This window comes from Streptomyces sp. NPDC053048 (assembly GCF_044547045.1).
Lineage (GTDB): Bacteria > Actinomycetota > Actinomycetes > Streptomycetales > Streptomycetaceae > Streptomyces.
On the sequence record NZ_JBITZS010000003.1, the window covers coordinates 25,766 to 50,782 of the forward strand.

General features: G+C 72.5%; 25 protein-coding genes. 14 read left to right on the top strand and 11 right to left on the bottom strand.

The genetic code is table 11. The annotated features are described in order from the left end of the window. Positions 1–64: 64 nt before the first annotated feature. From ACIG36_RS08450 to recX, 4 genes are all read left to right on the top strand, one after another. Positions 65–259, top strand: coding sequence for a DUF3046 domain-containing protein (locus ACIG36_RS08450; RefSeq protein WP_399924087.1), 195 nt, complete (start codon positions 65–67; stop codon positions 257–259). A gap of 98 nt (positions 260–357) precedes the next feature. Further along, positions 358–1,548 carry an AI-2E family transporter gene (locus tag ACIG36_RS08455; protein WP_399924090.1) on the top strand — a complete coding sequence of 397 codons (1,191 nt, stop codon included), beginning with the start codon at positions 358–360 and terminating at the stop codon, positions 1,546–1,548. Between the two features lie 288 nt (positions 1,549–1,836). Beyond that, complete coding sequence (gene recA / locus ACIG36_RS08460) at positions 1,837–2,961, top strand: recombinase RecA (RefSeq protein ID WP_399924093.1); 1,125 nt, start codon at positions 1,837–1,839, stop codon at positions 2,959–2,961. 9 nt (positions 2,962–2,970) lie between these two features. Then, the gene (gene recX / locus ACIG36_RS08465) at positions 2,971–3,579 is read left to right on the top strand and encodes a recombination regulator RecX (RefSeq protein WP_399924096.1); all 609 of its coding nucleotides are present in this window, start codon (positions 2,971–2,973) and stop codon (positions 3,577–3,579) included. Positions 3,580–3,603: 24 nt separating this feature from the next. Here the strand turns inward: recX and ACIG36_RS08470 are convergent, their stop codons facing one another. The 8 genes from ACIG36_RS08470 to ACIG36_RS08505 form a co-directional block, all read right to left on the bottom strand. Then, positions 3,604–4,005 carry a rhodanese-like domain-containing protein gene (locus ACIG36_RS08470; RefSeq protein ID WP_399924098.1) on the bottom strand — a complete coding sequence of 134 codons (402 nt, stop codon included), beginning with the start codon at positions 4,003–4,005 and terminating at the stop codon, positions 3,604–3,606. Further along, positions 4,002–4,529 (bottom strand): cysteine dioxygenase, encoded by a 528-nt coding sequence (locus ACIG36_RS08475; RefSeq protein WP_399924101.1) that lies wholly within the window; start codon positions 4,527–4,529, stop codon positions 4,002–4,004. The genes ACIG36_RS08470 and ACIG36_RS08475 overlap by 4 nt, the downstream gene beginning before the upstream one ends. A gap of 116 nt (positions 4,530–4,645) precedes the next feature. After that, positions 4,646–4,732 (bottom strand): putative leader peptide, encoded by an 87-nt coding sequence (locus ACIG36_RS08480; protein ID WP_372478799.1) that lies wholly within the window; start codon positions 4,730–4,732, stop codon positions 4,646–4,648. 33 nt (positions 4,733–4,765) lie between these two features. Then, the gene (locus tag ACIG36_RS08485; RefSeq protein WP_399924104.1) at positions 4,766–6,517 is read right to left on the bottom strand and encodes an FAD-dependent oxidoreductase; all 1,752 of its coding nucleotides are present in this window, start codon (positions 6,515–6,517) and stop codon (positions 4,766–4,768) included. Positions 6,518–6,779: 262 nt separating this feature from the next. Further along, positions 6,780–7,655: an amino acid ABC transporter permease gene (locus ACIG36_RS08490; RefSeq protein ID WP_399924108.1), complete on the bottom strand. Its 876-nt coding sequence runs from the start codon at positions 7,653–7,655 to the stop codon at positions 6,780–6,782. Beyond that, positions 7,652–8,302 carry an amino acid ABC transporter permease gene (locus ACIG36_RS08495; RefSeq protein WP_399924111.1) on the bottom strand — a complete coding sequence of 217 codons (651 nt, stop codon included), beginning with the start codon at positions 8,300–8,302 and terminating at the stop codon, positions 7,652–7,654. The genes ACIG36_RS08490 and ACIG36_RS08495 overlap by 4 nt, the downstream gene beginning before the upstream one ends. A 50-nt stretch (positions 8,303–8,352) precedes the next feature. After that, positions 8,353–9,273, bottom strand: coding sequence for a glutamate ABC transporter substrate-binding protein (locus ACIG36_RS08500; RefSeq protein ID WP_399924114.1), 921 nt, complete (start codon positions 9,271–9,273; stop codon positions 8,353–8,355). Positions 9,274–9,436: 163 nt separating this feature from the next. Then, the gene (locus ACIG36_RS08505) at positions 9,437–10,213 is read right to left on the bottom strand and encodes an amino acid ABC transporter ATP-binding protein (RefSeq protein WP_399924117.1); all 777 of its coding nucleotides are present in this window, start codon (positions 10,211–10,213) and stop codon (positions 9,437–9,439) included. 257 nt (positions 10,214–10,470) lie between these two features. Here ACIG36_RS08505 and ACIG36_RS08510 point away from each other — a divergent pair, with 257 nt between their 5' ends. Together ACIG36_RS08510 and ACIG36_RS08515 are read left to right on the top strand one after the other, a co-directional pair. Next, a complete protein-coding gene (locus ACIG36_RS08510; protein WP_399924120.1) occupies positions 10,471–11,178 on the top strand; it encodes a response regulator transcription factor in 708 nt (235 codons plus the stop codon). Between the two features lie 7 nt (positions 11,179–11,185). Continuing rightward, positions 11,186–12,601 carry an ATP-binding protein gene (locus ACIG36_RS08515; protein WP_399924124.1) on the top strand — a complete coding sequence of 472 codons (1,416 nt, stop codon included), beginning with the start codon at positions 11,186–11,188 and terminating at the stop codon, positions 12,599–12,601. A 21-nt stretch (positions 12,602–12,622) separates the two neighbouring features. On the opposite strand, the gene ACIG36_RS08520 is transcribed toward ACIG36_RS08515, so the two are convergent. Beyond that, positions 12,623–13,621, bottom strand: coding sequence for a TAXI family TRAP transporter solute-binding subunit (locus tag ACIG36_RS08520; RefSeq protein ID WP_399924127.1), 999 nt, complete (start codon positions 13,619–13,621; stop codon positions 12,623–12,625). A gap of 80 nt (positions 13,622–13,701) precedes the next feature. On the opposite strand from ACIG36_RS08520, the gene miaB reads away from it, so the two are divergent. After that, positions 13,702–15,228 carry a tRNA (N6-isopentenyl adenosine(37)-C2)-methylthiotransferase MiaB gene (gene miaB / locus ACIG36_RS08525; protein ID WP_399924130.1) on the top strand — a complete coding sequence of 509 codons (1,527 nt, stop codon included), beginning with the start codon at positions 13,702–13,704 and terminating at the stop codon, positions 15,226–15,228. Positions 15,229–15,291: 63 nt separating this feature from the next. Next, complete coding sequence (locus tag ACIG36_RS08530) at positions 15,292–16,011, top strand: class III extradiol dioxygenase subunit B-like domain-containing protein (RefSeq protein ID WP_399924133.1); 720 nt, start codon at positions 15,292–15,294, stop codon at positions 16,009–16,011. Positions 16,012–16,175: 164 nt separating this feature from the next. Here ACIG36_RS08530 and ACIG36_RS08535 read toward each other — a convergent pair whose 3' ends face one another. Both ACIG36_RS08535 and ACIG36_RS08540 read right to left on the bottom strand, forming a co-directional pair. Continuing rightward, positions 16,176–16,412, bottom strand: coding sequence for an antitoxin (locus tag ACIG36_RS08535; protein ID WP_399924136.1), 237 nt, complete (start codon positions 16,410–16,412; stop codon positions 16,176–16,178). Between the two features lie 40 nt (positions 16,413–16,452). Next, positions 16,453–16,698 carry a hypothetical protein gene (locus tag ACIG36_RS08540; protein ID WP_399924138.1) on the bottom strand — a complete coding sequence of 82 codons (246 nt, stop codon included), beginning with the start codon at positions 16,696–16,698 and terminating at the stop codon, positions 16,453–16,455. A 183-nt stretch (positions 16,699–16,881) separates the two neighbouring features. Here ACIG36_RS08540 and miaA point away from each other — a divergent pair, with 183 nt between their 5' ends. From miaA to hflX, 6 genes are all read left to right on the top strand, one after another. Beyond that, the gene (gene miaA / locus ACIG36_RS08545) at positions 16,882–17,820 is read left to right on the top strand and encodes a tRNA (adenosine(37)-N6)-dimethylallyltransferase MiaA (RefSeq protein WP_399924142.1); all 939 of its coding nucleotides are present in this window, start codon (positions 16,882–16,884) and stop codon (positions 17,818–17,820) included. 107 nt (positions 17,821–17,927) lie between these two features. Continuing rightward, complete coding sequence (locus ACIG36_RS08550) at positions 17,928–18,407, top strand: hypothetical protein (RefSeq protein ID WP_399925367.1); 480 nt, start codon at positions 17,928–17,930, stop codon at positions 18,405–18,407. A 67-nt stretch (positions 18,408–18,474) separates the two neighbouring features. After that, positions 18,475–19,365, top strand: a complete 891-nt coding sequence (dapF, locus tag ACIG36_RS08555; protein WP_399924145.1) for a diaminopimelate epimerase — start codon at positions 18,475–18,477, stop codon at positions 19,363–19,365. Positions 19,366–19,560: 195 nt separating this feature from the next. Beyond that, the gene (locus tag ACIG36_RS08560) at positions 19,561–21,696 is read left to right on the top strand and encodes a RelA/SpoT family protein (RefSeq protein ID WP_399924148.1); all 2,136 of its coding nucleotides are present in this window, start codon (positions 19,561–19,563) and stop codon (positions 21,694–21,696) included. A 149-nt stretch (positions 21,697–21,845) separates the two neighbouring features. Then, on the top strand, positions 21,846–23,333 hold the full coding sequence (locus tag ACIG36_RS08565) for a M1 family metallopeptidase (protein ID WP_399924151.1): 1,488 nt from the start codon (positions 21,846–21,848) through the stop codon (positions 23,331–23,333). A 138-nt stretch (positions 23,334–23,471) separates the two neighbouring features. Further along, a complete protein-coding gene (hflX, locus tag ACIG36_RS08570) occupies positions 23,472–24,965 on the top strand; it encodes a GTPase HflX (RefSeq protein WP_399924154.1) in 1,494 nt (497 codons plus the stop codon). Positions 24,966–25,017 lie beyond the last annotated feature (52 nt).

The window sequence follows — 25,017 nt, forward strand, 5'->3', positions numbered from 1 at the left end:
TGCCCGGCGCCCCCGGTCACCGGCTCGTGCGCGGCTGCACTCTCAGGAGCGGGATACTTGGCCCATGCGGTTGACGGTCTTCTGGCAGCGAATGGCGGACTATTTCGGCGCGGCGTACGCCGACTCCTTCGCGCGCGATCACGTGATGTCCGAGCTCGGCGGAAGGACCGTGCACCAGGCGCTGGAGGCGGGCTGGAACGCCAAGGACGTCTGGCGCGGGGTGTGCAGGGCGATGGAGATCCCGGAGGACAAGCGCTGATCCGGTAGGCCGGACGCGTCGAGTGCGTCCGGACGCGCGGAACGGCGTCCGGGCGACGTACCGGCCGATCGTTTCGTCTGATAGTCCACACTTGCTGCGTGGCAGCGACAGACGACACCTCCCCGGACGACCACTCCCCGCGGCCCCGGCCCGCCGACGGCACGCGACTGCCGCGCTGGCTGCCCCGCGCGGTGGTGGTCACCCTCGCCCTGTTCGCCTGCTTCCAGCTCGCGAGCTGGGCCTTCCATCAGCTCATCGGCCTTCTCATCAACATCCTGATCGCGTTCTTCCTCGCGCTGGCCATCGAGCCCGCCGTGGACCGGATGGCCGCGCGCGGCATGCGCCGCGGACTGGCGACGGGCCTGGTCTTCCTCGGCGTGACCGTCGCCGTCCTGGGCTTCTTCACGATCCTGGGCTCGATGCTCGCCGGGCAGATCCAGACCATGGTGGAGAACTTCCCCTCCTACCTGGACTCGGTGATCCGGTGGACCAACCGGACCTTCCGCACCACCCTGTCCCGGGTGGAGATACAGGAGAGCGTGCTGCACTCCGACTGGCTGCAGAAGTACGTGCGCAACAGTGCCAGCGGGGTGCTGGACATCTCGGCCACCGTCCTCGGCGGGCTCTTCCAGCTGCTGACCGTGCTGCTGTTCTCGTTCTACTTCGCGGCCGACGGGCCCCGGCTGCGCCGTGCCCTGTGCTCGGTGCTGCCGCCCCAGCGGCAGGCGGAGGTGCTGCGCGCCTGGGAGATCGCGGTCGCCAAGACCGGCGGGTACATCTACTCGCGCGCCCTGATGGCGCTGATCTCCGGTCTCGCGCACTACGTGCTGCTGGAGGTGCTGGGCGTGCCCTACGCCCCGGCGCTGGCGGTCTGGGTCGGCCTGGTCTCGCAGTTCATCCCGACCATCGGCACCTACCTCGCCGGGGCGCTGCCGGTCCTGCTCGCCTTCTCGGTGAACCCCTGGTACGCGGTGTGGGTGCTGTGCTTCGTCGTGGTCTACCAGCAGTTCGAGAACTACCTGCTGCAGCCGCGCATCACCGCCAGGACCGTGGACATCCACCCGGCCGTGGCGTTCGGCTCGGTGATCGCGGGCGCCGCGCTGCTGGGCCCGGTGGGAGCGCTGGTCGCCATCCCGGCGACGGCGACGCTGCAGGCGTTCCTGGGGGCGTACGTCAAGCGCTACGAGGTGACGGCGGACGCCCCCGGCCCGGACGTGCCCGGACGGCGGCGCGCGGGTGCGCGCCCCTCGGTCCTCGCCCGGCTGGTCAGGGCGCTGCGGAGGCGTTGACCGGGCGCCGGCCGGGTATCGGCCGGGCGCTGTCCGAGGCCCGTCCCGTCCCCGTTCGGGCGCCGTCGGGCCCCCAACCGGGCACGTCCTTACGGGGCTCGGGCGGCCGGAGTGGCGCGCTTGACAGCAAAATCGAACATCCATTCTTATGGGGCTTCCCGGGGTCGGCGGAGGCGAGGAATCCGCCGGGTTATCCACAGGCCGGGGCGACGTCGGGGCGCATTGTCAGTGGCAGGCGTTAGCGTCGTGGACGTGAAGCGATCGACTCAAGCAAACCGGGTGGAACCCATGGCAGGCACCGACCGCGAGAAGGCGCTGGACGCCGCGCTCGCACAGATTGAACGGCAATTCGGCAAGGGCGCCGTGATGCGCCTGGGCGACCGGGCGAACGAGCCGATCGAGGTCATCCCCACCGGGTCGACCGCTCTCGACGTCGCCCTCGGCGTCGGCGGCCTTCCCCGCGGCCGTGTGGTGGAGATCTACGGACCGGAGTCCTCCGGTAAGACCACCCTCACCCTGCACGCGGTGGCCAACGCGCAGAAGGCGGGCGGCACGGTCGCCTTCGTCGACGCCGAGCACGCCCTCGACCCCGAGTACGCACGGGCGCTGGGCGTCGACACCGACAACCTCATCCTCTCCCAGCCGGACACCGGCGAGCAGGCGCTGGAGATCGTGGACATGCTGGTCCGCTCCGGCGCCCTGGACCTGATCGTCATCGACTCCGTCGCCGCCCTGGTGCCGCGCGCGGAGATCGAGGGCGAGATGGGCGACTCGCACGTCGGCCTCCAGGCCCGCCTGATGAGCCAGGCGCTGCGCAAGATCACCAGCGCGCTCAACCAGTCCAAGACCACCGCGATCTTCATCAACCAGCTCCGCGAGAAGATCGGCGTCATGTTCGGCTCCCCGGAGACGACGACCGGTGGCCGGGCGCTGAAGTTCTACGCCTCGGTGCGTCTGGACATCCGCCGCATCGAGACCCTCAAGGACGGCACGGAGGCGGTCGGTAACCGCACCCGCGTCAAGGTCGTCAAGAACAAGGTCTCGCCGCCGTTCAAGCAGGCCGAGTTCGACATCCTCTACGGCCAGGGCATCAGCCGTGAGGGCGGCCTGATCGACATGGGCGTGGAGCACGGCTTCATCCGCAAGGCCGGTGCCTGGTACACGTACGAGGGCGACCAGCTCGGCCAGGGCAAGGAGAACGCCCGCAACTTCCTCAAGGACAACCCCGACCTCGCCAACGAGATCGAGAAGAAGATCAAGGAGAAGCTGGGCGTGGGCGGCAAGCCCGAGTCCCCGGCGGCCGAGGCCACCGCGGACGCCGCGGGATCCGCCGCGGGAGAGCCGGCCAAGTCCGTGCCCGCCCCGGCCGCCAAGTCCGCGGGGAAGGCCGCCAAGGCCGCCGCCAAGAGCTAGCGGGCGGCAGTGACTCAGCGAAGCGAGTGGCCCGAGCCCGGCGAGCCGCGCGTGGACGACCGTACGGGCGGTGGCGCCCGCAACCCGTCGAGGGCCGGGGGAGGAGCGCCACCGTCGCCGGAGGAGCAGGCGCGGGCGATCTGCCTGCGCCTGCTCACCGGATCGCCGCGGACGCGCAAACAGCTCGCGGACGCGCTGGCCAAGCGGGGCATACCGGGCGAGGCGGCGGAAGCGGTGCTGTCCCGGTTCGAGGACGTGGGCCTGATCGACGACGCCGCGTTCGCCGGCGCGTGGGTGGAGTCCCGGCACCACGGCCGGGGCCTGGCCCGCCGCGCCCTGGCGCGCGAACTGCGCACCAAGGGCGTGGACTCCGCGGTGATCGACGAGGCCGTCGGTCAGCTCGACGCCGATCAGGAGGAGCGCACGGCCCGCGAGCTGGTCGAGCGCAAGCTGCGCTCGACCCGTGGCCTGGACCGCGAGAAGCGGCTGCGCCGCCTCGCCGGAATGCTGGCCCGCAAGGGCTACCCCGAAGGCCTCGCCCTGCGCGTGGTGCGCCGGGCCCTGGAGGAGGAGGGCGACGACCCCGAGCTGCTGGAGGCCTACCTTCCGCAGGGCTGAGGCGTGCCCGGCGGGCACGTGCCCCTAAGGCGTGCCCGCGTGGTCCCGGCGGGCCGGGGCCACCGGAAGTCCCGCCGCGCGCCAGGCCTGGAAGCCGCCCACCACATCGGTGGCCCGGCGCAGGCCCAGCCGGTGCAGGGAGACGGCCGCCAGCGACGAGGCGTAGCCCTCGTCGCAGATCACCACCACCCGCAGGCCGTGACCGGTCGCCTCCATCGCGCGGTGGTCGCAGAGCGGGTCCAGCCGCCACTCCAGTTCGTTGCGCTCCACCACCAGCGCCCCGGGAATCGTCCCGTCGCGTTCCCGCAGCGCGGCATAGCGGATGTCGACCAGCAGCCCTCCGGCGGCCTGGGCGGCGGCGGCCTCGGCCGGGCCGAGGCGGTCGAGCCGCCTGCGCGCCGCGGCCAGCAGTTCCTCGACCCTCATGCCCACTCCTCGGCCCACTCCACCTGCTCGAGCCGCAGCACCTGGCCGCTGCGGCTGTAGCGCCGCATCATCGGCAGCGGTGGGTAGTAGGCGTGCACGGACACCGCGTGCAGCTCGCTGGAGGCATTGAACACCTGGTGCACATGGTGCGGGCCGAAGGCCCGGCCGGTGCCGCCGGAGAGCAGGCGCTCACGGTCGACGCCGTCCGCCAGCTCCAGCGACTTCCAGCCCTCGGTGGGCAGCTGAGCGGCCAGCGACTGCTCGGTCAGCCGCCCGGCCGCCGTGGCGAAGGCACCGTGCGAGCCGCCGTGGTCGTGCCAGCCGGTGCCGCTGCCCGGCGGCCAGCCGATGAGCCAGGCCTCACTGCCACCAGGCCCCTCCAGCCGGATCCACGTCCGGCCCTCGGGGTCGAGCGGAAGCGAGGTCACGAGGCCGGCGTCGGCCGCCGTCCGGCGCACGAAGGCGAGCAGATCGGCCTCGGTGGGCCTGCCCGGGGAGGCGGCAGCGGGCGGCGAGGCGGACACGCGGGAAGCGGGAGAGGCAGGGGAAGCAGCGGAAGCCACGGGTGAACCGTCCTGAGTGATCACGAAGGAAGCGCGCGGCGTCGCTCGGCGCACGCCCGCGCGGGAAAGGAAGCGGATCAACAGGACGGACGACAGACACAGCCCGCGTAGCGGACCAGGTCCAGATGGACCCTCCGCCAGAAACGCGCGCCGTCGTCAGTCACGCCGCGGAGTCAACCACGGTGGTTCGGAGCCGGTCAACGATTGGCCGTAGCCTCACTGGCGGCCTCGTCCTGCTTCCCCTCGCCGCCCTCCGCCGCCCGTGCCGGGCCCGTCGCCCCGCCCCGGGCCGCGTCGGCGCACGCGTACAGCTCCGCCGGCCGCACCCCCGCCAGGGCCGCCACCAGGTGCCCGTCCGGCCGTACCACCAGGACCGTGTGGGCCGCCGCCCCGGGATAGCCCTCGGCGACCAGCAGTTCGGCCCGCATCGGCAGCGCCGAGACGGCCGCCGCCAGCCGGGGCATCAGGCCCGCGCCCAGCCAGTGCCGCCGCTCCCACACCCCCGTTCCGGGGGCGACGAGCACCACCAGCAGGTCACCGCCCAGCCGGTCCCGCAGCCAGATCTCCGAGCCGTCCGGCGCGGTCACCGGTACGTCCGCCACCGGCGCGCCCACCGCCGTCCCGACCACCACCGAGCTCGCCGGCGGCGCGGCGGGCACCAGGGGCGTACGGGCGTACACGGGCGCCGCGGCCGTCGGCCCGCGCCCCAGATGGCCATCGGTGAGCAGCGCGTCGTGCGCGCGGACGGCGCCCGGCACGACCGTGCGCCGTACGGTGCGCCAGCCGCCCTCGCCGCGCACCGCGGGCAGCGTCCGGTCGGCAGTCCGCAGCCGGGCGGCCACCGCCGTGCGGCGCTCCGTCTGGTAGCTGTCGAGCAGCGCGTCCGAGGCGCCGTGGTGCCAGGCGTGGGCGAGCTTCCAGGCGAGGTTCCCGGCGTCCCGCAGACCCTCGTCCAGGCCCTGTGCGCCGAGCGCCCCCAGCAGGTGCGCGGCGTCCCCGGCCAGGAAGGCGCGCCCGCTGCGCCAGCGGCGCGCGAGGCGGTGGTGCACGGCGTGCACACCGGTGTCCAGCAGGTCGTACGCCGGTACCTCGCCGCACCAGACGGACAGCGCGTCGCCGACATGGGCGAGCAGGCTGTCAGGGGTGACCAGTTCGCCGTCCGGTGGCAGCAGCCAGTCGAGCCGCCAGACACCGTCCGGCAGCGGACGGGCCGTCACCTCGCGGCCGCGCGGCGGCGACCGGTGCAGGACGGCCTCGCCCGGCCAGGGCAGCTCCACCCGCAGCGCCGCCACCGCGTGCCGCTCGACGGCCGTGCGCCCGGCGAAGCGCGCGCCCAGCAGCTTGCGCACGACCGAGCGGGCACCGTCGCAGCCGACGAGGTAGCCGGCCCGCCAGACGGTGCCGTTGTCACCGCTGGTGTGCACGGTGACGCCGGAGGAGTCCTGCTTGAGGATGGTCAGCCGGCTGTCGCGGACGATCCGCACGTCCGCCTCCTTGCCGAGCGCGGCACACAGCTCGCGTGTCAGCGCGTGCTGGGGCAGGTGCAGCGGAGACGGTTCTGCTGCGCCACCCGTGTCCTCGTGGCCCTCGGCCGCCCCGGCGTCACCGGGTTCCCCGAAGGGCTCCCCGAACGCGTCGAGGTCTTCACGCTCCTCGGTCTTCGCCGTCGCCCCCGGTGCCGCGAACGGCACCCGTGTGACCAGCGACCGCCGGCGCATCGTGCGCCAGGCCGACCAGCGGGCGCCCTCCGTCGTGGCGCACCCCAGGCGCTCCAGCATCGCCGCGGTCTCCGGCCGCAGCACGGCCGTACGGGCCAGGCGCCGGTCCTCCTGCCCCAGGGCCTCGGCCGGGGCCTCGTCCAGGACGGTGACGGGCACCTCGTACCGGGCCAGGGACAGGGCCAGCGTGAGCCCGACCGGCCCGGCCCCGACGACGATCACCGGATCCACGGCACGGCCCCCCGGCCCCTGGTGCGGACGACGCCCTCACCGTGCGCGTGGTGCGTACGGGACGTACGGGGACTGGCAGGGGGAAATCGGTGCGCGATCACAGAACGTATGCAACCCATTGCCGCTGCTTGCGTCAAGCGATCAGCGGCCCCGCCACGGCGCGCCGGACGCGTGCGCCCCGTCGGCCCGAAGGGGCCGACGGGGCGTCATCCGCGCGCGGGCGGACCGTACTCGGTGCCGGCTGCGCCGGAGCCGCCGGGGCTCAGGCCCCGCCCTGCCCGCCCTCGCCGGTGAGCGCGGCGACGCGAGCAGCCGGCGCCGGCGGCTTGCCCTTGCGCGAGCGCTGTGTGCGCCGTTCGACCCAGGTGGCGACGGACGACAGCGCCAGGCACAGCAGGATGTAGATCGAACCGAAGACGATCACCATCGGGATGAAGGCGTAGACGCCGTTCACCGGCGGGGTCTGCTGGGCGAAGGCCTTGCCGACGAACAGCAGTTCCTCGTACAGGATGATGAATCCGAGGGAGGTGTCCTTCAGGGTCACCACCAGCTGGCTGATGATCGACGGCAGCATCGAGCGGACGGCCTGCGGGACGAGGACGCTCGTCATCACCTGCGTCTTGCGCAGCCCGATCGCGTACGCGGCCTCGCTCTGCCCCCGGGGCACCGCGTTGATGCCGGACCGGAAGATCTCCGCCTGCACCGAGCCGTTGTACAGCACCAGCCCGATGACCAGTGCCCACATCGGGTCCGCCGTGAACACCGCCGCGTACAGCAGGAAGATCATGATGAGCAGCGGCATGGCCCGGAAGAACTCCACGACCACGGTGGCCGCCCAGCGCACGGGCTTGTGGTCGGAGAGCCGGGCGACGGCCAGCACCGCGCCCAGCACCAGGGAGAGCACCGCGGCGATCGCGAAGGTCTTGACCGTGGTCAGCAGGCCGTCGAGGATGCGCTGCTGGGTCTCGGCGTACTCGTAGTCGTCCCACAGCCCGGCCTGGAACTGCCCGGTGTCGTCCAGCCGGTACAGGACGAAGCCGAGCAGGGCGACGATGGCGACCGTGGAGAGCGCGCCGTAGAGGCGGTTGCGGACCCGGGCCTTGGGGCCGGGGACGTCGTACAGGACGCTGCCGCTCATCGGGCCACCGCCAGCCGGTTCTCCAGCAGCCGGAAGAGGCCGCTGATCGTGAATGTGATGATGATGTAGCAGACCGCGATCCACAGGAAGATCACGTAAATGTTGTAGCCCGAGGCCGCGTTGAGCGTCTTCTGCACCGAGCCGAGCTCGGTGACGTTGAAGCCCGACGCGATCGCCGTGTTCTTGGCGAGGGCGATCAGCAGGCTGCCGATGGGCGGGATCGCCGTCCGGGCGGCCTGCGGCAGCACGATCTGGCCGAGCGTCTGGGTGAAGGTCATCCCGAGCGAACGGGCGGCCTCCGCCTGGCCCACCGGCACCGTGTTGATGCCGGACCTGATGGCCTCGCAGATGAACGCCGAGGTGTAGCACCCCAGGGCCATCACCGCGAGCCAGAAGGAGTCCCACCCCTTCAGGCCCAGCGCGGGCAGGCCCAGGGTCACGGCCAGGAAGAGCAGCACCAGGGGGGTGTTGCGCAGCAGCGTCACCCAGGCGGTGCCGAATATTCGCAGCGCGGGCACCGGAGAGACGCGGAACGCCGCGATCAGGGTGCCCAGCACCAGCGCGAGCAGTGCGCTGAGCGCCGTCAGCTCGACGGTGCCGACGAAGCCTTCGCGGAACATCGCGAAGTTGTCCGACAGAACGTTCACGTCACTTCTCCGGGTATCGCGTGGCGGTCATCCGGCACCGGTCCGCCGGATCAGTAACGCTCGACGGCGGGCGGGTTCGGGGCGGCGGCCCCGGACCTGCCCAGCGTGGCGTCGTACGCCTTCTTCCAGTCGCCGTTCTTGACGTGGGCCTCGATCGCCTTGTTCACCGCCTCGCGCAGCGCGGTGTCCTCCTTCTTCAGGCCGACGCCGTACGGCTCCTTGGAGAAGGTGTTGCCGACGACCTTCAGCGCGCCCTTGTTCTCGGCCGCGTAGCCCTTGAGGATCGAGTCGTCCGTGGTGACCGCGTCGACCGAGCCGTTGACCAGGTCCTGCACACAGAGCTGGTAGCCCTGCTGCGCCTTGGCCTCGGCGACGCCGTACTTCTCCTCCTTGATCCGCTTGAGCGGGGTGGAGCCGGTCGCCGAGCAGACCTTCTTGCCCTTGAGGTCGTCCGGCCCCTTGATGCTGCTGTCCGCCTTGACCAGCAGGTCCTGGCCGGCGATGTAGTAGGGACCGCCGAAGCCGACCTGCTTCTTGCGCTCGTCGTTGATCGTGTACGTGCCGACGTACAGATCGACGCCACCGCTGGCGATCTGCGTCTCGCGCGCCTCGGAGGGGACCGTCACGAACTTGATGTGGTCCTGGTCGAAGCCGAGGTCGGCCGCGATCATGCGGGCGATCTCGACGTCGAAGCCGGAGCGCTTCTTGGTGCCGGGGTTCTCGTAGCCGAGTCCGGGCTGGTCGGCCTTGGTGCCGATCGTGATCGTCTTGCCCTTGATCTTGGAGAAGACGGGCGAGTCCTGGACGTCGGCCGAGGTGTTGACCTTGTACGTCAGGTCCGCCGGCGCGGAGGCGCCGCCGGAGGCCTTGTCCTCGTTGTCCTGGGGGCTGCCCGACTTGCCGCAGGCGGTCGCGGTCGCGGTGAGTGCCAGCACCACGGCGGCCGCTGCGGCGGTGTTGCGGAGCTTCATGGAGAACATCCTTTGCGTCTGCCGGTGTTGGCGTTGGTGACGAGGGAAAATGCGGCGGGGAAAAGGTTTGGGACGAACCCGCCCGCAAAGGGTGCGCGGGGCCGGGAAGAGCCGGAGAGCGCCCGCGGGGACGGGCACGGCGCGACCCCGCGTGTGCCGGTTGTCAGTGATGCAGGATCTTCGACAGGAAGTCCTTCGCCCGGTCGCTGCGCGGGTTGCTGAAGAACTGGTCCGGCCGCGCCTCCTCGACGATGCGGCCGTCGGCCATGAAGACCACGCGGTTGGCCGCCGAGCGGGCGAAGCCCATCTCGTGCGTGACGACGACCATCGTCATGCCGTCCCGGGCGAGCTGCTGCATGACCTCCAGCACCTCATTGATCATCTCCGGGTCCAGCGCCGACGTCGGCTCGTCGAACAGCATCACCTTCGGGTCCATGGCCAGCGCGCGGGCGATCGCCACGCGCTGCTGCTGACCGCCGGAGAGCTGCGCGGGGTACTTGTCCGCCTGCGCGCCCACCCCGACCCGGTCCAGCAGCGTCCGGGCCTTCTCCTCGGCCGCCCTGCGGTCCTTCCTGCGGACCTTGACCTGCCCCAGCGTCACGTTCTCCAGCACCGTCTTGTGCGCGAAGAGGTTGAACGACTGGAAGACCATGCCCACGTCCGCGCGCAGCCGCGCCAGCTCCCTGCCCTCCTGGGGCAGCGGTTTGCCGTCGATGCTGATCGAACCGGAATCCGTCGTCTCCAGCCGGTTGATCGTGCGGCACAGCGTGGACTTACCGGACCCCGACGGCCCGATGACGACCACGACCTCGCCACGCGCGATGGTCAGGTCGATGTCCTGGAGCACATGCAGCGCGCCGAAGTGCTTGTTGACCTTGTTCAGGACGACCAGTGCGTCCGCGGCGGGTGCCGCGTCCTTGGTCACCGATACCTCGCTCATCGGCGTTCCTCGCTCCGTCCTCCTCGATTGGGGAGGACCCTAATGAGCCGCAACGACCAGCGTCATTACATCTGAGCTGAAATTGAGCATAACGATCCGGCCTCAAACGGACACTGTGCGTCAACGTGACGCCTCGGGCGCACGTGCGTACCGGCTGCATAACGGAAGCCCTCGTGAGGGCAGGAACCCCTTGACGCACCGGCCATCCATCGGAGTGGATGCGGTGTTGCCCGCACCACACCCGCCGGAGGAGGCCGATGAGACTGCTGCTCGTGGAGGACGACGACCACGTCGCCGCCGCACTGTCGGCCGTCCTGGCGCGGCACGGCTTCGACGTGACCCACGTGCGCAGTGGTGAGGAGGCCCTGCGGGCGCTGCTGCCGGGCGGGGGAGTGCCCTTCGGCGTCGTGCTGCTCGACCTCGGGCTGCCCGACCAGGACGGGTTCGAGGTCTGTGGCAAGATCCGCAAGCGCACCAGCACGCCCGTGATCATGGTGACCGCCCGCTCCGACACCCGCTCGAAGATCCACGGGCTCAATCTCGGCGCCGACGACTACGTGGTCAAGCCCTACGACACCGGCGAACTGCTGGCCCGCATCCACGCCGTCGCCCGGCGCACCCCGCCCGCCGAGGGCACGCAGCCGCCCGACCCCGCGGGGCCGGACGCCCTGCGCCTGGGCCCCCTGACCATCGAACTGCCCAACCGCCGCGTCAGCGTGGACGGCGAGCCCGTCCCCCTGACCCGCAAGGAGTTCGACCTGCTGGCGCTGCTCGCCCAGCGCCCCGGAGTCGTCTTCCGCCGCGAACAGATCATCAGCGAGGTGTGGCGGACCAGTTGGGAGGGCACCGGCCGCACCCTCGAGGTGCACATCGCCTCGCTCCGCTCCAAGCTGCGCATGCCCGCCCTGATCGAGACGGTCCGGGGCGTCGGCTACAAGATCGTCACTCCGGCGCAGGGACTGTAACGACCCCGTGCGCACCCGACTCCTCCCTCTGCTCATCGTCCTCATGGCCGGCGTCTTACTGGCCCTCGGCTTCCCGCTCGCCGCCGGCATGGCCGCCGTCCAGCAGCAGGACGTCGTCGTCGACCGCATCGACGACACCGCCCGCTTCGCCGCACTCGCCCAGTACGTCGCCGCCGAACCGTCCCAGCCGTCCCGGCGCCCCGGCGACGACGCCGAACGGCTCGCCCTGCTGCGCTCCGAACTCGAGCGCTACGAGGAGCTGTACGACATCTGGGTCGGGGTCTTCCACCGCGACGGCACCCCCATGGCCGTCGCCCCCGCCCAGTGGGCCCTGCCCCCCGAGGGCGAGGCCCGCCGGGCCTTCCAGGAGGCCCTGGCGGGCCGGCGCAGCCGCGACCCCGGACAGATCTGGCCCTGGCGCCAGGGCCGCCTCACCGTCGCCTCGCCCGTCATCCGCGACGGCGACGTCGTCGCGGTCGTCGTCACGCACTCGCCCACCGGACAGCTGCGCTCGCGGATCCTGCACGACTGGCTGGTGCTCGCGGCCGGCGAGACGGCCGCCATGCTGCTCGCGGTGGCGGCCGCCTTCCGGCTCACCGGGTGGGTGCTCAAGCCCGTACGGACCCTCGACGCCGCCGCCCACGGCATAGCGACGGGCCGGATGAACTCCCGGGTCGCGGCCGACAGCGGACCGCCGGAGCTGCGCCGCCTGGCCCGCTCGTTCAACGAGATGGCCGACAACGTCGAGGACGTCCTGGAACAGCAGCGCGCCTTCGTCGCCGACGCCTCGCACCAGCTGCGCAACCCCCTCTCGGCCCTCCTGCTGCGCATCGACCTGGTGGCCCTGGACCTCCCCGAGGGCCACGAGGAGATCCTCTCGGTGCGCGCCGAGGGCAAGCGGCTCGCCCGGGTCCTGGACGACCTGCTGGACCTGGCGCTGGCCGAGCACGCCGCCAGCGACCCCCAGCTCACCGACATCGCCGAGATCGTCACCGACCGGGTGGGCGCCTGGTCGCCCGTCGCGGACCGCGAGCGGGTGGCCCTGGCCTACAGCGGCCCGGCCGCCGTGACCGGCTGGGCCGATCCGATCGCCCTCTCCAGCGCCCTCGACGCGGTCGTGGACAACGCGCTCAAGTTCACGCCCGCCCACGCGCGCGTGGACGTCGGCGTCGAGGTCGTCGGCGAACGCGTCCACATCACGATCACCGACGGCGGGCCGGGCCTCACCGAGGAGGAGCTCACCCGCATCGGCGACCGCTTCTGGCGCAGCGGGCGCCACCAGAACGTCTCCGGCTCGGGCCTCGGCCTGTCCATATCCCGCGCCCTGCTCGCCGCGGGCGGGGCCACGCTCTCCTACGAACCGAACGAGCCGCAGGGGCTGCGCGCGACGATCGCGGTGCCGCGCGACGGCCACGACCACTGACCCCGCCGACGGCGGACGCGCTCAGGGCTTGACCGAGACGTAGTACCGGCGGGCACCCTCGTGCAGCGGCAGCGGGTTGGTGTAGATCGCCGTGCGGAGGTCCACCTTCTGCGCGGCGTGCACCCGGGTGCCGATCCGGTCCCGGCTCCTGATCACCGAGCGGGTGATGCTCTCGGTGAGCCCGGGATCCTCTTCCTCCGTCGTGATCAGCAGGTTCGCCACCGCGATCGTCTTCACCCCCTGCGTGGCGTCGAGCTCCGGATAGGCGTCCTGCGGCATCACCGCCGCCCGGTAGAAGCGCGTCTGCCGCCCCTGGGCGTGCAGCGCCCCGATCAGGTCGCCGAGCTGCACCAGCCGTATCGGCAGCCGTCCGCCCAGGGTCTCGACGGCATTGGTGGGCAGCCCCCCGGACCAGAAGAACGCGTCCAGCTCGCCCTTCTCCAGCAGCCCCGGCATCCGGTCGATGCCCACCCGCACCGGCGTGATGTCCTCTGTGAAACGGAGGCCCGCCGCCTTCAGCAGACGGCGGGTGATCAGCTGCACGCCGGACGCGTCGGTGCCCACGCCCACCCGCAGCCCCTTGAGGTCCCGCGTGGAGCGCACGGGGGAGTCCTTGCGCACCACCAGCTGCATGTAGTCGTCGTACAGCCGGGCACAGGCCCGCAGCCGTCCGGCGCCAGGCCGCCGCTCGTCCCGGTAGGTGGCCACCGCGTCCGCGGTGGCCAGAGTGAAATCGGCCTGTCCGCTCGTGAGCCGGCGCAGATTGTCCAGCGACCCCTCGCTGGACCGCAGCCGCACGTCCAGGGCGGGCAGGTCGTGCGCCAGATCCTCCTTGAGGAGATCGCCGTACTTGGCGTACACCCCGGTCGGCACCCCGGTCGCCACCGAGATCCGTCCGCTCGGCCTGGGGTCCGCGTCCGGCGGCAGCAGCCACCACATCAGCAGCGCGAGCACGGCGGCGGCCACGACGCCCGTGTGGACGGCGCGGCGCCTGCCCGGCAGCGGGAGTCGTGGGGCCATGGGCGGATCCTGCCAGCCCTTCCCGCCGTGGACCAGGCTTCGGGACGTGAGCTTCGCCGGGCACCGCCTACCCTTGTTCCATGACCAGCAGCGACCGGAGCCAGACAGTGGACGTCAAGGGAACATACGAGGTACGCACCTACGGGTGCCAGATGAACGTCCACGACTCCGAAAGGTTGTCCGGCCTGCTGGAGGACGCGGGCTATGTGCGCGCCCCCGAGGGCACCGCCGAGGGCGACGCGGACGTCGTCGTCTTCAACACCTGCGCGGTGCGCGAGAACGCCGACAACAAGCTGTACGGCAACCTCGGCCGGCTCGCCCCGATGAAGACCAAGCGCCCCGGCATGCGGATCGCCGTCGGCGGCTGCCTCGCGCAGAAGGACCGCGACACCATCGTCAAGCGCGCCCCCTGGGTCGACGTCGTCTTCGGCACGCACAACATCGGCAAGCTGCCCGTGCTGCTCGAGCGCGCCCGCGTCCAGGAGGAGGCGCAGGTCGAGATCGCCGAGTCGCTGGAGGCCTTCCCCTCGACCCTGCCGACGCGCCGCGAGAGCGCGTACGCGGCCTGGGTCTCCATCTCCGTCGGCTGCAACAACACCTGTACGTTCTGCATCGTCCCGGCGCTGCGCGGCAAGGAGAAGGACCGCCGCCCCGGTGACATCCTCGCCGAGGTCGAGGCGCTCGTCGCCGAGGGCGTCAGCGAGATCACCCTGCTCGGCCAGAACGTCAACGCCTATGGCTCCGACATCGGCGACCGCGAGGCCTTCTCCAAGCTGCTGCGCGCCTGCGGAAGGATCGAGGGCCTGGAGCGCGTCCGCTTCACCTCCCCGCACCCGCGCGACTTCACCGACGACGTGATCGCCGCGATGGCCGAGACCCCGAACGTGATGCACCAGCTGCACATGCCGCTGCAGTCCGGCTCGGACACCGTCCTGAAGGCCATGCGCCGCTCGTACCGCCAGGAGCGCTTCCTGGGCATCATCGAGAAGGTGCGCGCCGCCATGCCGGACGCCGCCATCTCCACCGACATCATCGTGGGCTTCCCCGGCGAGACCGAGGAGGACTTCGAGCAGACCATGCACGTGGTGCGCGAGGCGCGCTTCGCGCAGGCCTTCACCTTCCAGTACTCCAAGCGCCCCGGCACCCCGGCCGCCGAGATGGAGGGGCAGATCCCCAAGGAGGTCGTCCAGGCCCGCTACGAGCGCCTGGTGGCCCTCCAGGAGGAGATCTCCTGGGAGGAGAACAAGAAGCAGGTCGGCCGGACGCTCGAGGTCATGGTGGCCGAGGGCGAAGGCCGTAAGGACGACGCGACGCAGCGCCTGTCCGGCCGCGCCCCCGACAACCGCCTGGTCCACTTCACCAAGCCGGACGAGCCGGTCCGGCCGGGCGACATGGTGACCGTCGAGATCACCTACGCCGCCCCGCACCACCTGCTGGCCGAGGGCCCCGCCAAGGGCGTGCGCCGCACGCGCTCGGGCGACGCCTGGGAGAAGCGCACCGCCGCCGCGGCCGAGAAGCCCAAGGGCGTGATGCTGGGCATCCCGACCATCGGCGCGCCCGCGCCGACGCCCGCCCCGGCCGCCGCGGGCTGCGGTTTCACCGGCTGATTTCCGCCGCGTGCCGCGGGCCTGCCCGAGCGGCGGGCCCGCGGTGGGGCTATCGTTCCGGCCATGCTCGTCGCCGCCGCCGTATGCCCCTGCCCGCCGCTTCTCGTCCCCGAGGTGGCCGCCGGGGCCGCACCCGAACTGGACACCCTGCGGGCCGCCTGCCTGGACGCCGTGGCCGTGCTGGCGGCCGCCCGGCCGGACCGGCTGGTCGTCGTCGGGCCCGCCCCCGAGGACGGCCGCGGAACGCACCCGCAGGGCACCGCCGGCTCCTTCCGGAGCCTGGGCGTGGACCTCGACGTGCGGCTGGGCCAGGACGGCTCCCGGGACCGCGAGGAAGGTCGCCGGCTGCCGCAGTCCCTCGCCGTCGCGGCCTGGCTGCTGGAACGGACGCGCTGGGCGACCTCCCCGGTCGAGGGCCTGGGCGTCGGCGAGCCGCTGGAGGCCGCGCGCTGCCTGGAGGACGGCCGGCGACTGGCGGACGGAGCCGACCGGGTCGCGCTGCTGGTGATGGGCGACGGCAGTGCCTGCCGGACGGTGAAGGCGCCCGGCTACCTGGACGAGCGCGCCGAACCCTTCGACGCTGCAGTGGCCGAGGCCCTGGGGGCCGCCGACACCGGGGCCCTGGCGGCGCTGGACGCGGAACTGGCGGCGGAGCTGAAGGCCGCCGGACGCGCGCCCTGGCAGGTGCTGGCGGGCGCGGGGGAGAGCGCCGGACTGAGCGGGCAGCTGCTGTACGGGGAGGCGCCGTACGGCGTCGGGTACTTCGTGGCGAGCTGGTCCTAGCCGGAGCGGTCCGGCCCCAAGCGGGCTCGTTCTGACCGGGCTGTGGTCACCACACGGGTCTCGTCCTGGCCGGAGGGCCGGCTTCCGGCCGGAAGGCCGAGGGGGGCGGGCCCGGCACGGCGACGGCCGCGGAGCGCGCTCCACGGCCGGCCGCCGACGAGGGGTCAGGGGTTCCGGGAGTCCGTACCGCCGCCCTTGCGCTCCTTCTCGGCGAGATGGCCGAGGGCGTCCTTGGCCTTGCTCGTGCCGGTCCGGATCTGGCTGCTGTACTTGCCCTTGGTCTTCTCGTCGACCACCTGCGCGGCCTTCTCCAGCCCTCGTTCGATCTTGTCCTCGTGCTGCTGCGCGAGGTCGCCGACCTTGCCCTTCAGCGGGCCGAGCTTGGCCTTGAGATTGTCCATCAGGCCCATGGTGACCGCCCCTCGTCTTTCCTTGCCAAAACTACTTGCGGGCGCCCTCACCGGCCTCGCTGTCGGCCGCCTTCTCCGCGGACTGCTGCTTGGGGATCTCCACTCCCTCCGCCGCCTCGTCCGCGGTGTCCTCGGTCTTGGCCTCGGCGGCCGCCTCCTCCGGCTTCGCCTCGGCCGTCTCCGCGGCTTCGGCGGATTCCGCCGTCCGGGTGGCAGCCTCGGCCTCTTCCGTTGACGCCGAGGACTTCCTGCCGAGAAGCCTTGCAAACACGCCCATATCTACTCCATTACCTTACTGGTGTGAGCGAAATCCCGTGTCGTCCGGGGCGTCCCACGGCCCCCTCCGGGGGCACCGGACCGCGAACCGGCTCTCGGAACCTCGCAACAGGCAACGAACCCGTCGGCGTCGCGTCACGTCGCTCGTTCGTGGGGCGGCCGTGAGGTTTGGGACACTGATGCGGTGAGAAACGCAGTCCCCGCACCCCGGGTCATCGCCGTCGTCGGTCCCACGGCGGCCGGCAAGTCCGATCTCGGCGTCGCCCTCGCCCAGCACCTGGGCGGGGAGGTCGTCAACGCCGACTCCATGCAGCTCTACCGCGGCATGGACATCGGCACAGCCAAGCTGACCATGGAGGAACGCCAGGGCGTGCCGCACCATCTCCTCGACATCTGGGACGTCAAGGAGGCCGCCAGCGTCGCCGAGTACCAGCGGCTGGCCCGCGCGGAGATCGACCGGCTGCTCGCGGCGGGCCGCACCCCGGTGCTCGTCGGGGGCTCCGGGCTCTACATCAAGGGGGCCATCGACGCCATGGACTTCCCCGGCACCGACCCCGCCGTGCGGGCCCGGCTGGAGGCGGAGCTCGCCGAGCAGGGCCCCGGCGCCCTGCACGCCCGCCTGGCCGCCGCCGACCCCGACGCCGCCCGCGCGATCCTGCCGGGCAACGGCCGGCGCATCGTGCGCGCCCTGGAGGTCATCGAGCTCACCGGCCGGCCCTTCACGGCGAACCTGCCGGGCGAGGAGCCCGTGTACGACGCCCTGCAGATCGGCGTCGACGTCGAGCGCCCCGAGCTGGACGAGCGGATCACCGTGCGCGTGGACCGCATGTGGGAGGCGGGGCTCGTCGACGAGGTGCGCGCCTTGGAGCGTGAGGGACTGCGCGAGGGGCGTACGGCGTCCCGCGCGCTCGGCTACCAGCAGGTGCTCGACTTCCTCGCCGGGGAGTGCACGGAGGAGGCCGCGCGCGCCGAGACCGTGCGCGCCACCAAGCGGTTCGCCCGTCGGCAGGACTCGTGGTTCCGGCGCGATTCCCGCGTCCACTGGCTGAGCGGCGCGGCCGACCGGCGCGCGGAACTCCCCGAGCGAGCGCTGGCGTTGGTCGAACGGGCGGTTACAGCCTGATCACGTGATGGCATCGGGACGCTCCGCACGCCGTGCGGGCGTCGCCGGGCGTGCCATCATCGAGGCTCGATCGAGCCGTGAAGTCCGAGTTGGGAGGGCGCGTGGCGATGGAGGCCGGCCCTCGTGACAGACCGCAACAGCCGCCGCGCGGCGGGCATCTCCCGGCCGTGGCCGGGGGAGAAGCGGAAGCACTGACTCCGGACGGTCCGGACGACGCCGAAGGCGGCGACGGGTCGCAGAGCACGGCGCCCGCGGCGTTCCGCGAGCTGCGTCCGCCGCGCAAACTGCGCGTCTGGCAGCTCGCGCCCATCGTGATGCTCGCGGCGACCGGCTCGCTGATGTTCGCCTTCCCGCTCGCCTTCGAGTTCGGCGACGGCGGCCCCGTCGTCGCCATGCTCGGCCTGCTCATCAGCTGCTGCGCCGCGGGCTGGGGCGTCATGGCGGCCCGCCGGGTCGGTTACACCTGGCCCGGCCTGCCGCCGCGCGGCTCCGGGCGCCGCCCGGACTGGCGCTATGTGGGTTCGTACACGGCCGTGGTGATCGTGGTGGTCGTGCTCGCCGTCTGGCGCGTGGCGCGGCTGCGCTGAGCGCCCGCGCCGCCTGCCCGAGGGGCCAGCGGAAGGCGTTGTCACAGGTCACCCGTACCATCGAAGGGTGAGCACCGCGCAGATCGCCTTCCTCAAGGGTCACGGCACCGAGAACGACTTCGTGATCATCCCCGACTACGACGGCCTGATCGAGCTGTCCCCGGCTGCGGTTGCGCGGCTGTGCGACCGGCGGGCCGGGATCGGCGCGGACGGCGTGCTGCGGGTCGTGCGCTCCACCGCCCACCCCGAGGCGCGGGCGATGGCCGGCGAGGCCGAGTGGTTCATGGACTACCGCAACAGCGACGGCAGCATCGCCGAGATGTGCGGCAACGGCCTCCGCGTCTTCGCCCGCTACCTCCAGTGGTCCGGTCTCGTCGAGGCGGGCGACCTGGCGATCGCCACGCGCGCGGGGATCCGCGGCGCGCACATCGCCAAGGCGGGCCCCGACGGCGAGCCGGGCGACATCACCACCAGCATGGGCCGGGCCGTGCTCCCCGAGGGCGAGGTCACCGTCACCGTCGACGGCCGCACCCGCCCCGCCCGCAACGTGAACATGGGCAACCCCCACGCCGTCACCTTCGTGGACGACCTGGCCGACGCCGGCCACCTGCTCACGGCGCCGGTCGTCGCCCCGGCCGCCGCCTACCCCGACGGCACCAACGTCGAGTTCGTCGTCGACCGGGGGCCGCGCCACGTCGCCCTGCGCGTCCACGAGCGCGGCTCCGGCGAGACCCGCTCCTGCGGCACGGGCGCCTGCGCGGTGATGGTCGCCACCGCCCGCCGGGACGGCGCCGACCCGGCCGTCCTCGGCCACCCGGTTACCTACACCGTGGACGTCCCCGGCGGCCGGCTGCTCATCAGCGAGCACCCCGACGGCACCGTCGAGATGACCGGCCCCGCCGTGATCGTCGCGGAAGGCGTCCTGGACGCCGACTGGTTCGCCCCGGTCGCCGCCTGACGCTCCGGGGGCGAGCGCCCGGCCGTTCACGGCCGAGGGTCGGAATCATCGATTCCGAGGGGGCGGGCTCCCTCGAATGGGTGATCCGGTTCACTCTGGGCGAGAGCGGGTGAGCGGTGCGTGATGGGCTCGGTAGCATCAAGCACCGGTCTGGAGGCGTGAGCCGACCGCCGGTCGACGCTGCCGGAGGTGCCCATGAGCGCAGAGGCCACGAACGAAGGTCCTCCCGGCCGCAAGCGCGGCCGCCGCATCGACCTGAGACGGCTCGGGCGTGCGGCCCTCAGCGGCTCGGGCGCCCGCGGCCGGCTCCCTGATGCCATCGACCACGTCGCCAAGGTCCACCGCACCCACCACCCCGGCGCCGACCTGAGCACCCTCGGCCGCGCCTACGCCCTCGCCGAGTCCTCCCACCGCGGCCAGATGCGCAAGAGCGGCGAGCCGTACATCACCCACCCCCTGGCCGTCACCCTGATCCTCGCCGAACTGGGCGCCGAGACCACCACCTTGACCGCCTCCCTCCTCCACGACACCGTCGAGGACACCGAGGTGACGCTCGATCAGGTGCGGGAGCAGTTCGGTGAGGAGGTGCGCTTCCTGGTCGACGGCGTCACCAAACTGGAGAAGGTCGACTACGGCGCCGCCGCCGAGCCCGAGACCTTCCGCAAGATGCTCGTGGCCACCGGCAATGACGTGCGCGTGATGTCCATCAAACTCGCCGACCGGCTGCACAACATGCGCACCCTCGGGGTGATGCGCCCCGAGAAACAGGCCCGCATCGCCAAGGTCACCCGCGACGTGCTGATCCCGCTCGCCGAACGGCTCGGCGTGCAGGCCCTCAAGACCGAGCTGGAGGACCTGGTCTTCGCCGTCCTCCACCCCGACGAGTACGCCCGCACCCGCGACCTCGTCCTCGCCCACGCCGCCCGCCCCGACCCGCTGGAGGCCACCGCCACGCGCGTACGGGCCGTCCTGCGCGAGGCGGGCATCGCCGGTGAAGTCCTCGTGCGCCGCCGCCACTTCGTCTCCGTCCACCGGGTGCGCCTCAAGCGCGGCGAGCTCACCGGATCCGACCTGGGCCGCTTGCTGGTGCTCGTCGCGGAGGACGCCGACTGCTACGCGGTGCTCGGCGAGCTGCACACCTGCTTCACCCCGTTCATCTCGGAGTTCAAGGACTTCATCGCCGTACCGAAGTTCAACCTCTACCAGTCGCTGCACACCGCCGTCGCCGGCGAGGACGGTCACGCGGCCGAAGTGCTCATCCGCACGCACCAGATGCACCGGGTCGCCGAGGCCGGCGTCGTCGCCCTGGGCAATCCCTACGCCGCCCCCGAGACCCCCGACACGGCCGACGGCGAACGCGCCGACCCCACCCGCCCCGGCTGGCTGTCCCGGCTGCTGGAGTGGCAGCGCGCCACCCCCGACCCCGACACCTTCTGGACCTCCCTGCGCGACGAGCTCGCCCAGGACCGCGAGGTCACCGTCTTCCGCGCCGACGGCGGAACGATCGGGCTGCCGGCCGGCTCCAGCTGTGTCGACGCCGCGTACGCGCAGCACGGCGACGGCGCGCACCACTGCATCGGCGCCCGCGTCAACGGCCGGCTGGCCACGCTCAGCACGGTGCTGCGCGACGGCGACACCCTGCAGCTGCTGATGTCCCCCGACACCGCCTCCGGGCCGTCCCCCGACTGGCTCGAGCACGCGCGCACCCCGGCCGCCCGGATCGCCATCGACCGCTGGCTGGCCACCCACCCCGTGCCGGACCCCGTCGCCCCTGCGGCGCCGCCCGCGCCGCCTGCCCCGGGGCCGCCCCGGGCGGCCCAGCGGTCCGCCGTGCCCGCCGGCCGCGGCCCCGTCGCCGTCGTCGACGAAGGCGAGGGGCCGCCGGCCGGCAGCGTGCGGCTCGCGGGCTGCTGCACCCCCGTTCCGCCGGACGAGGTCACCGGGTTCGCCGTGCGCGGCGGGGCGGTGACCGTCCACCGGGCGCACTGCCCCGTGGTGGACCGGATGGTCGCCTCCGGGCGGCGGCCGGTACGCGTGCGCTGGAGCAGCCCCGAGGTGGCGGGCACCGGCGACTACCGCGTCACCCTGCGTGCCGAATCGTTCAGCAGACCGCATCTGCTCGCCGATCTGACGGAGGTCATCGCGGCGGAGGGCGCGGCCGTCATCTCGGCCGCCGTGGAGCCGCCGCACGAACAGCGCGTGCGGCACACCTACACCCTCCAGCTGCCGGACGCCGCACAGCTGCCGGAGCTGATGCGCGCGATGCGGCGCGTGCCGGGCGTCTACGACGTCGAGCGTGCCGGACGGGCGGTGGCCGCGGCGCCGCTGTAGCCGGGCAGCGGGCCCGCCGCCGGGCAACCGGCGTCCCCTGCCCAGGGAAGGGCGGTACGACACTCGTACCACCATCCGAAACGCTCGTACGGGTGGGCCGGCGTCGCGCCGCCGCCTGCGGGCCGCCGCGCGCTGGTAGCGGTGGACGCATGCAGCACTCACCCGGGGGCCGCGCCCCTCAGCGCCGACAGTCCCTGCGCCGCCGTGCCGCCCTGGTGGCCGCCGCGGCCACCCTGGTCCTGGGAGCCGCAGCGCCGCCCGCCCCGGTCGCCGTGGGAATCGGCGACCGGCTCTTCCCGCACCTGGGCAATCCCGGCTTCGACATCGCCTCCTACGACATCTCCTTCACCTACCGGGCCAACAACCAGCCGCTCGACGCGGTGACCAGATTCGCCGCCCGCGCCACCAGCCGGCTCGAGCGCTTCAACCTGGACTTCACCCACGGCACCATCGGCTCGGTCGAGGTCAACGGGGCGCGCGCCGAATTCGCGGCCGCCGGCGAGGACGTGGTCGTCACCCCCGCGCAGGCGCTGCCCGCCGGCGGATCGTTCTCCGTGACCGTCCACCACACCAGCGACCCGCGCGGCGAGGGCGAGGGCGGCTGGGTGCCCACCACCGACGGCCTGGTCATGGCCAACCAGGCGGACGCCGGCCACCGGGTATTCCCCGGCAACGACCACCCCTCCGACAAGGCGCTGTTCACCTTCCGCGTCACCGCGCCCAAGGAGCTGACCGTCGTCGCCAACGGACGGCCCGCCGGACGCAGCACCGAGGGGGCCAACACCACCTGGGTCTACCGCACGCTCCACCCCATGGCCACCGAGCTCGCCCAGGTCGCCATCGGCCGGTCCACCGTGCCCCAGCGCTCCGGGCCGCACGGCCTGCAGCTGCGCGACGTCGTGCCCGCCGACGACCACAAGGCGCTGGACCCCTGGACGGCCAAGACGCCCTCCCACATCTCCTGGATGGAGGGAAAGGTGGGCCAGTACCCGTTCGAGAACTACGGGGTGCTCATCGCCGGCGCCTCCACGGGCTTCGAGCTGGAGACCCAGACCCTCTCCCTCTTCGAACGCGACCTGTTCGTCAAGCCCGGCTTCCCTGCCTGGTACATCGAGTCGGTCATGGTCCACGAACTCGCCCACCAGTGGTTCGGCGACAGCGTCAGCCCCCGTGTGTGGTCCGACCTCTGGCTCAACGAGGGCCACGCCACCTGGTACGAGGCGCTGTACGCGGACGAGAAGGCCGGCCGCAAGCTGGCCGACCGGATGCGTGCCGCCTACGGCCTCTCCGACCAGTGGCGCGCCGACGGCGGGCCGCCCGCCGCCCCCAAGGGCCCCGTCCCGGGCAAGAAGATCAGCATCTTCCGTCCGATCGTCTACGACGGCAGCGCGCTGGTCCTCTACGCGCTGCGCCAGCGGATCGGCACCGCGGCCTTCGAGCGCCTGGAGCGCGCCTGGGTCGAGCGCCACCGCGACTCCGTCGCCACCACCGCCGACTTCGTCGCCCTGGCCTCCGAGGTGTCCGGCCGGGACCAGTCGGCCTTCCTGCGGCCCTGGCTCTACGGCCAGAAGACGCCGCCCATGCCCGGCCACCCCGACTGGAAGACCACCGCGAAGGGCGCCGGGAAACCCGCGTGACGGCCCGGCGGCGGCGTGGGACCATCGACGGGTCGGCGAGGCGATGGGCCCCGGGAATCTCCGGGGGCCTCCGGGCGTTGCCGACGATGGAAGCCCCCACGACGCGGGGGCGGCACGCACCGACGACGTAAGGATCAAATGACCTCCTCTTCTTCCCTTCCGCAGGACCGGCAGAACCTCCCGGAGAGCCTTCGGGCCGACGCCCTGATGGAAGAGGACGTCGCCTGGAGCCACGAGATCGACGGGGAGCGCGACGGCGACCAGTACGACCGTTCCGAGCGCGCGGCCCTGCGCCGCGTGGCGGGCCTCTCCACCGAGCTGGAGGACGTCACCGAGGTCGAGTACCGGCAGCTGCGCCTGGAGCGCGTGGTGCTGGTCGGCGTCTGGACGTCCGGCACGGTCCAGGACGCCGAGAACTCCCTCGCGGAGCTGGCCGCGCTGGCCGAGACCGCGGGCGCGCTCGTCCTCGACGGCGTCGTCCAGCGCCGCGACAAGCCGGACCCGGCCACCTACATCGGCTCCGGCAAGGCCCAGGAGCTGCGGGACATCGTCCTGGAGACCGGCGCCGACACCGTGGTGTGCGACGGTGAGCTCAGCCCCGGCCAGCTCATCCACCTCGAGGACGTCGTCAAGGTCAAGGTGGTCGACCGCACCGCCCTGATCCTCGACATCTTCGCCCAGCACGCCAAGTCCCGAGAGGGCAAGGCCCAGGTCTCCCTGGCCCAGATGCAGTACATGCTGCCCAGGCTGCGCGGCTGGGGTCAGTCGCTGTCCCGGCAGATGGGTGGTGGTGGCTCCGGTTCGTCCGGTGGCGGCATGGCCACCCGTGGTCCCGGTGAGACCAAGATCGAGACGGACCGGCGGCGGATCCGCGAGAAGATGGCGAAGATGCGCCGGGAGATCGCGGAGATGAAGACCGGCCGCGACATCAAGCGCCAGGAGCGCCGGCGGAACAAGGTCCCCTCGGTCGCCATCGCCGGGTACACCAACGCCGGCAAGTCCTCGCTGCTCAACCGCCTCACCGGCGCGGGCGTGCTGGTGGAGAACGCCCTGTTCGCCACCCTCGACCCGACCGTGCGCCGGGCCGAGACGCCCTCCGGGCGGCTCTACACCCTCGCCGACACGGTCGGATTCGTCCGGCACCTGCCGCACCACCTGGTCGAGGCGTTCCGCTCCACCATGGAGGAGGTCGGCGACTCCGACCTGATCCTCCACGTGGTCGACGGCTCGCACCCCGCCCCGGAGGAGCAGCTGGCCGCCGTCCGCGAGGTGATCCGCGACGTCGGCGCGGTGGACGTGCCCGAGATCGTCGTGATCAACAAGGCGGATGCCGCCGACCCGCTCGTCCTGCAGCGGCTGCTGCGCATCGAGAAGCACTCGATCGCGGTGTCGGCGCGCACCGGCCAGGGCATCCCGGAGCTGCTCGCGCTGATCGACTCCGAGCTGCCGCGGCCCGCCGTGGAGATCGAGGCGCTCGTGCCGTACACGCACGGTTCGCTGATCGCGCGGGCCCACGCCGACGGTGAGGTGATCTCCGAGGAGCACACCCCGGAGGGCACCCTGATCAAGGCCCGGGTGCACGCGGAGCTCGCCGCCGAGTTCCAGCGGTACGTACCGGCCGCGCGCGCCTGACCGTACGACGGCGAACGGCGGAAGGCCCGCCCCGGCGACTGCCGGGGCGGGC

Coding starts and splice junctions, on each gene's coding strand:
- ACIG36_RS08450 (WP_399924087.1), top strand. CDS start 65: ATGCGGTTGACGGTCTTCTGGCAGCGAATGGCGGACTATTTCGGCGCG.
- recA (WP_399924093.1), top strand. CDS start 1,837: ATGGCAGGCACCGACCGCGAGAAGGCGCTGGACGCCGCGCTCGCACAG.
- ACIG36_RS08470 (WP_399924098.1), bottom strand. CDS start 4,005: ATGAGGGTCGAGGAACTGCTGGCCGCGGCGCGCAGGCGGCTCGACCGC.
- ACIG36_RS08490 (WP_399924108.1), bottom strand. CDS start 7,655: ATGAGCGGCAGCGTCCTGTACGACGTCCCCGGCCCCAAGGCCCGGGTC.
- ACIG36_RS08500 (WP_399924114.1), bottom strand. CDS start 9,273: ATGAAGCTCCGCAACACCGCCGCAGCGGCCGCCGTGGTGCTGGCACTC.
- ACIG36_RS08505 (WP_399924117.1), bottom strand. CDS start 10,213: ATGAGCGAGGTATCGGTGACCAAGGACGCGGCACCCGCCGCGGACGCA.
- ACIG36_RS08510 (WP_399924120.1), top strand. CDS start 10,471: ATGAGACTGCTGCTCGTGGAGGACGACGACCACGTCGCCGCCGCACTG.
- ACIG36_RS08520 (WP_399924127.1), bottom strand. CDS start 13,621: ATGGCCCCACGACTCCCGCTGCCGGGCAGGCGCCGCGCCGTCCACACG.
- miaB (WP_399924130.1), top strand. CDS start 13,702: ATGACCAGCAGCGACCGGAGCCAGACAGTGGACGTCAAGGGAACATAC.
- ACIG36_RS08530 (WP_399924133.1), top strand. CDS start 15,292: ATGCTCGTCGCCGCCGCCGTATGCCCCTGCCCGCCGCTTCTCGTCCCC.
- ACIG36_RS08535 (WP_399924136.1), bottom strand. CDS start 16,412: ATGGACAATCTCAAGGCCAAGCTCGGCCCGCTGAAGGGCAAGGTCGGC.
- ACIG36_RS08540 (WP_399924138.1), bottom strand. CDS start 16,698: ATGGGCGTGTTTGCAAGGCTTCTCGGCAGGAAGTCCTCGGCGTCAACG.
- ACIG36_RS08550 (WP_399925367.1), top strand. CDS start 17,928: ATGGAGGCCGGCCCTCGTGACAGACCGCAACAGCCGCCGCGCGGCGGG.
- ACIG36_RS08560 (WP_399924148.1), top strand. CDS start 19,561: ATGAGCGCAGAGGCCACGAACGAAGGTCCTCCCGGCCGCAAGCGCGGC.
- ACIG36_RS08565 (WP_399924151.1), top strand. CDS start 21,846: ATGCAGCACTCACCCGGGGGCCGCGCCCCTCAGCGCCGACAGTCCCTG.
- hflX (WP_399924154.1), top strand. CDS start 23,472: ATGACCTCCTCTTCTTCCCTTCCGCAGGACCGGCAGAACCTCCCGGAG.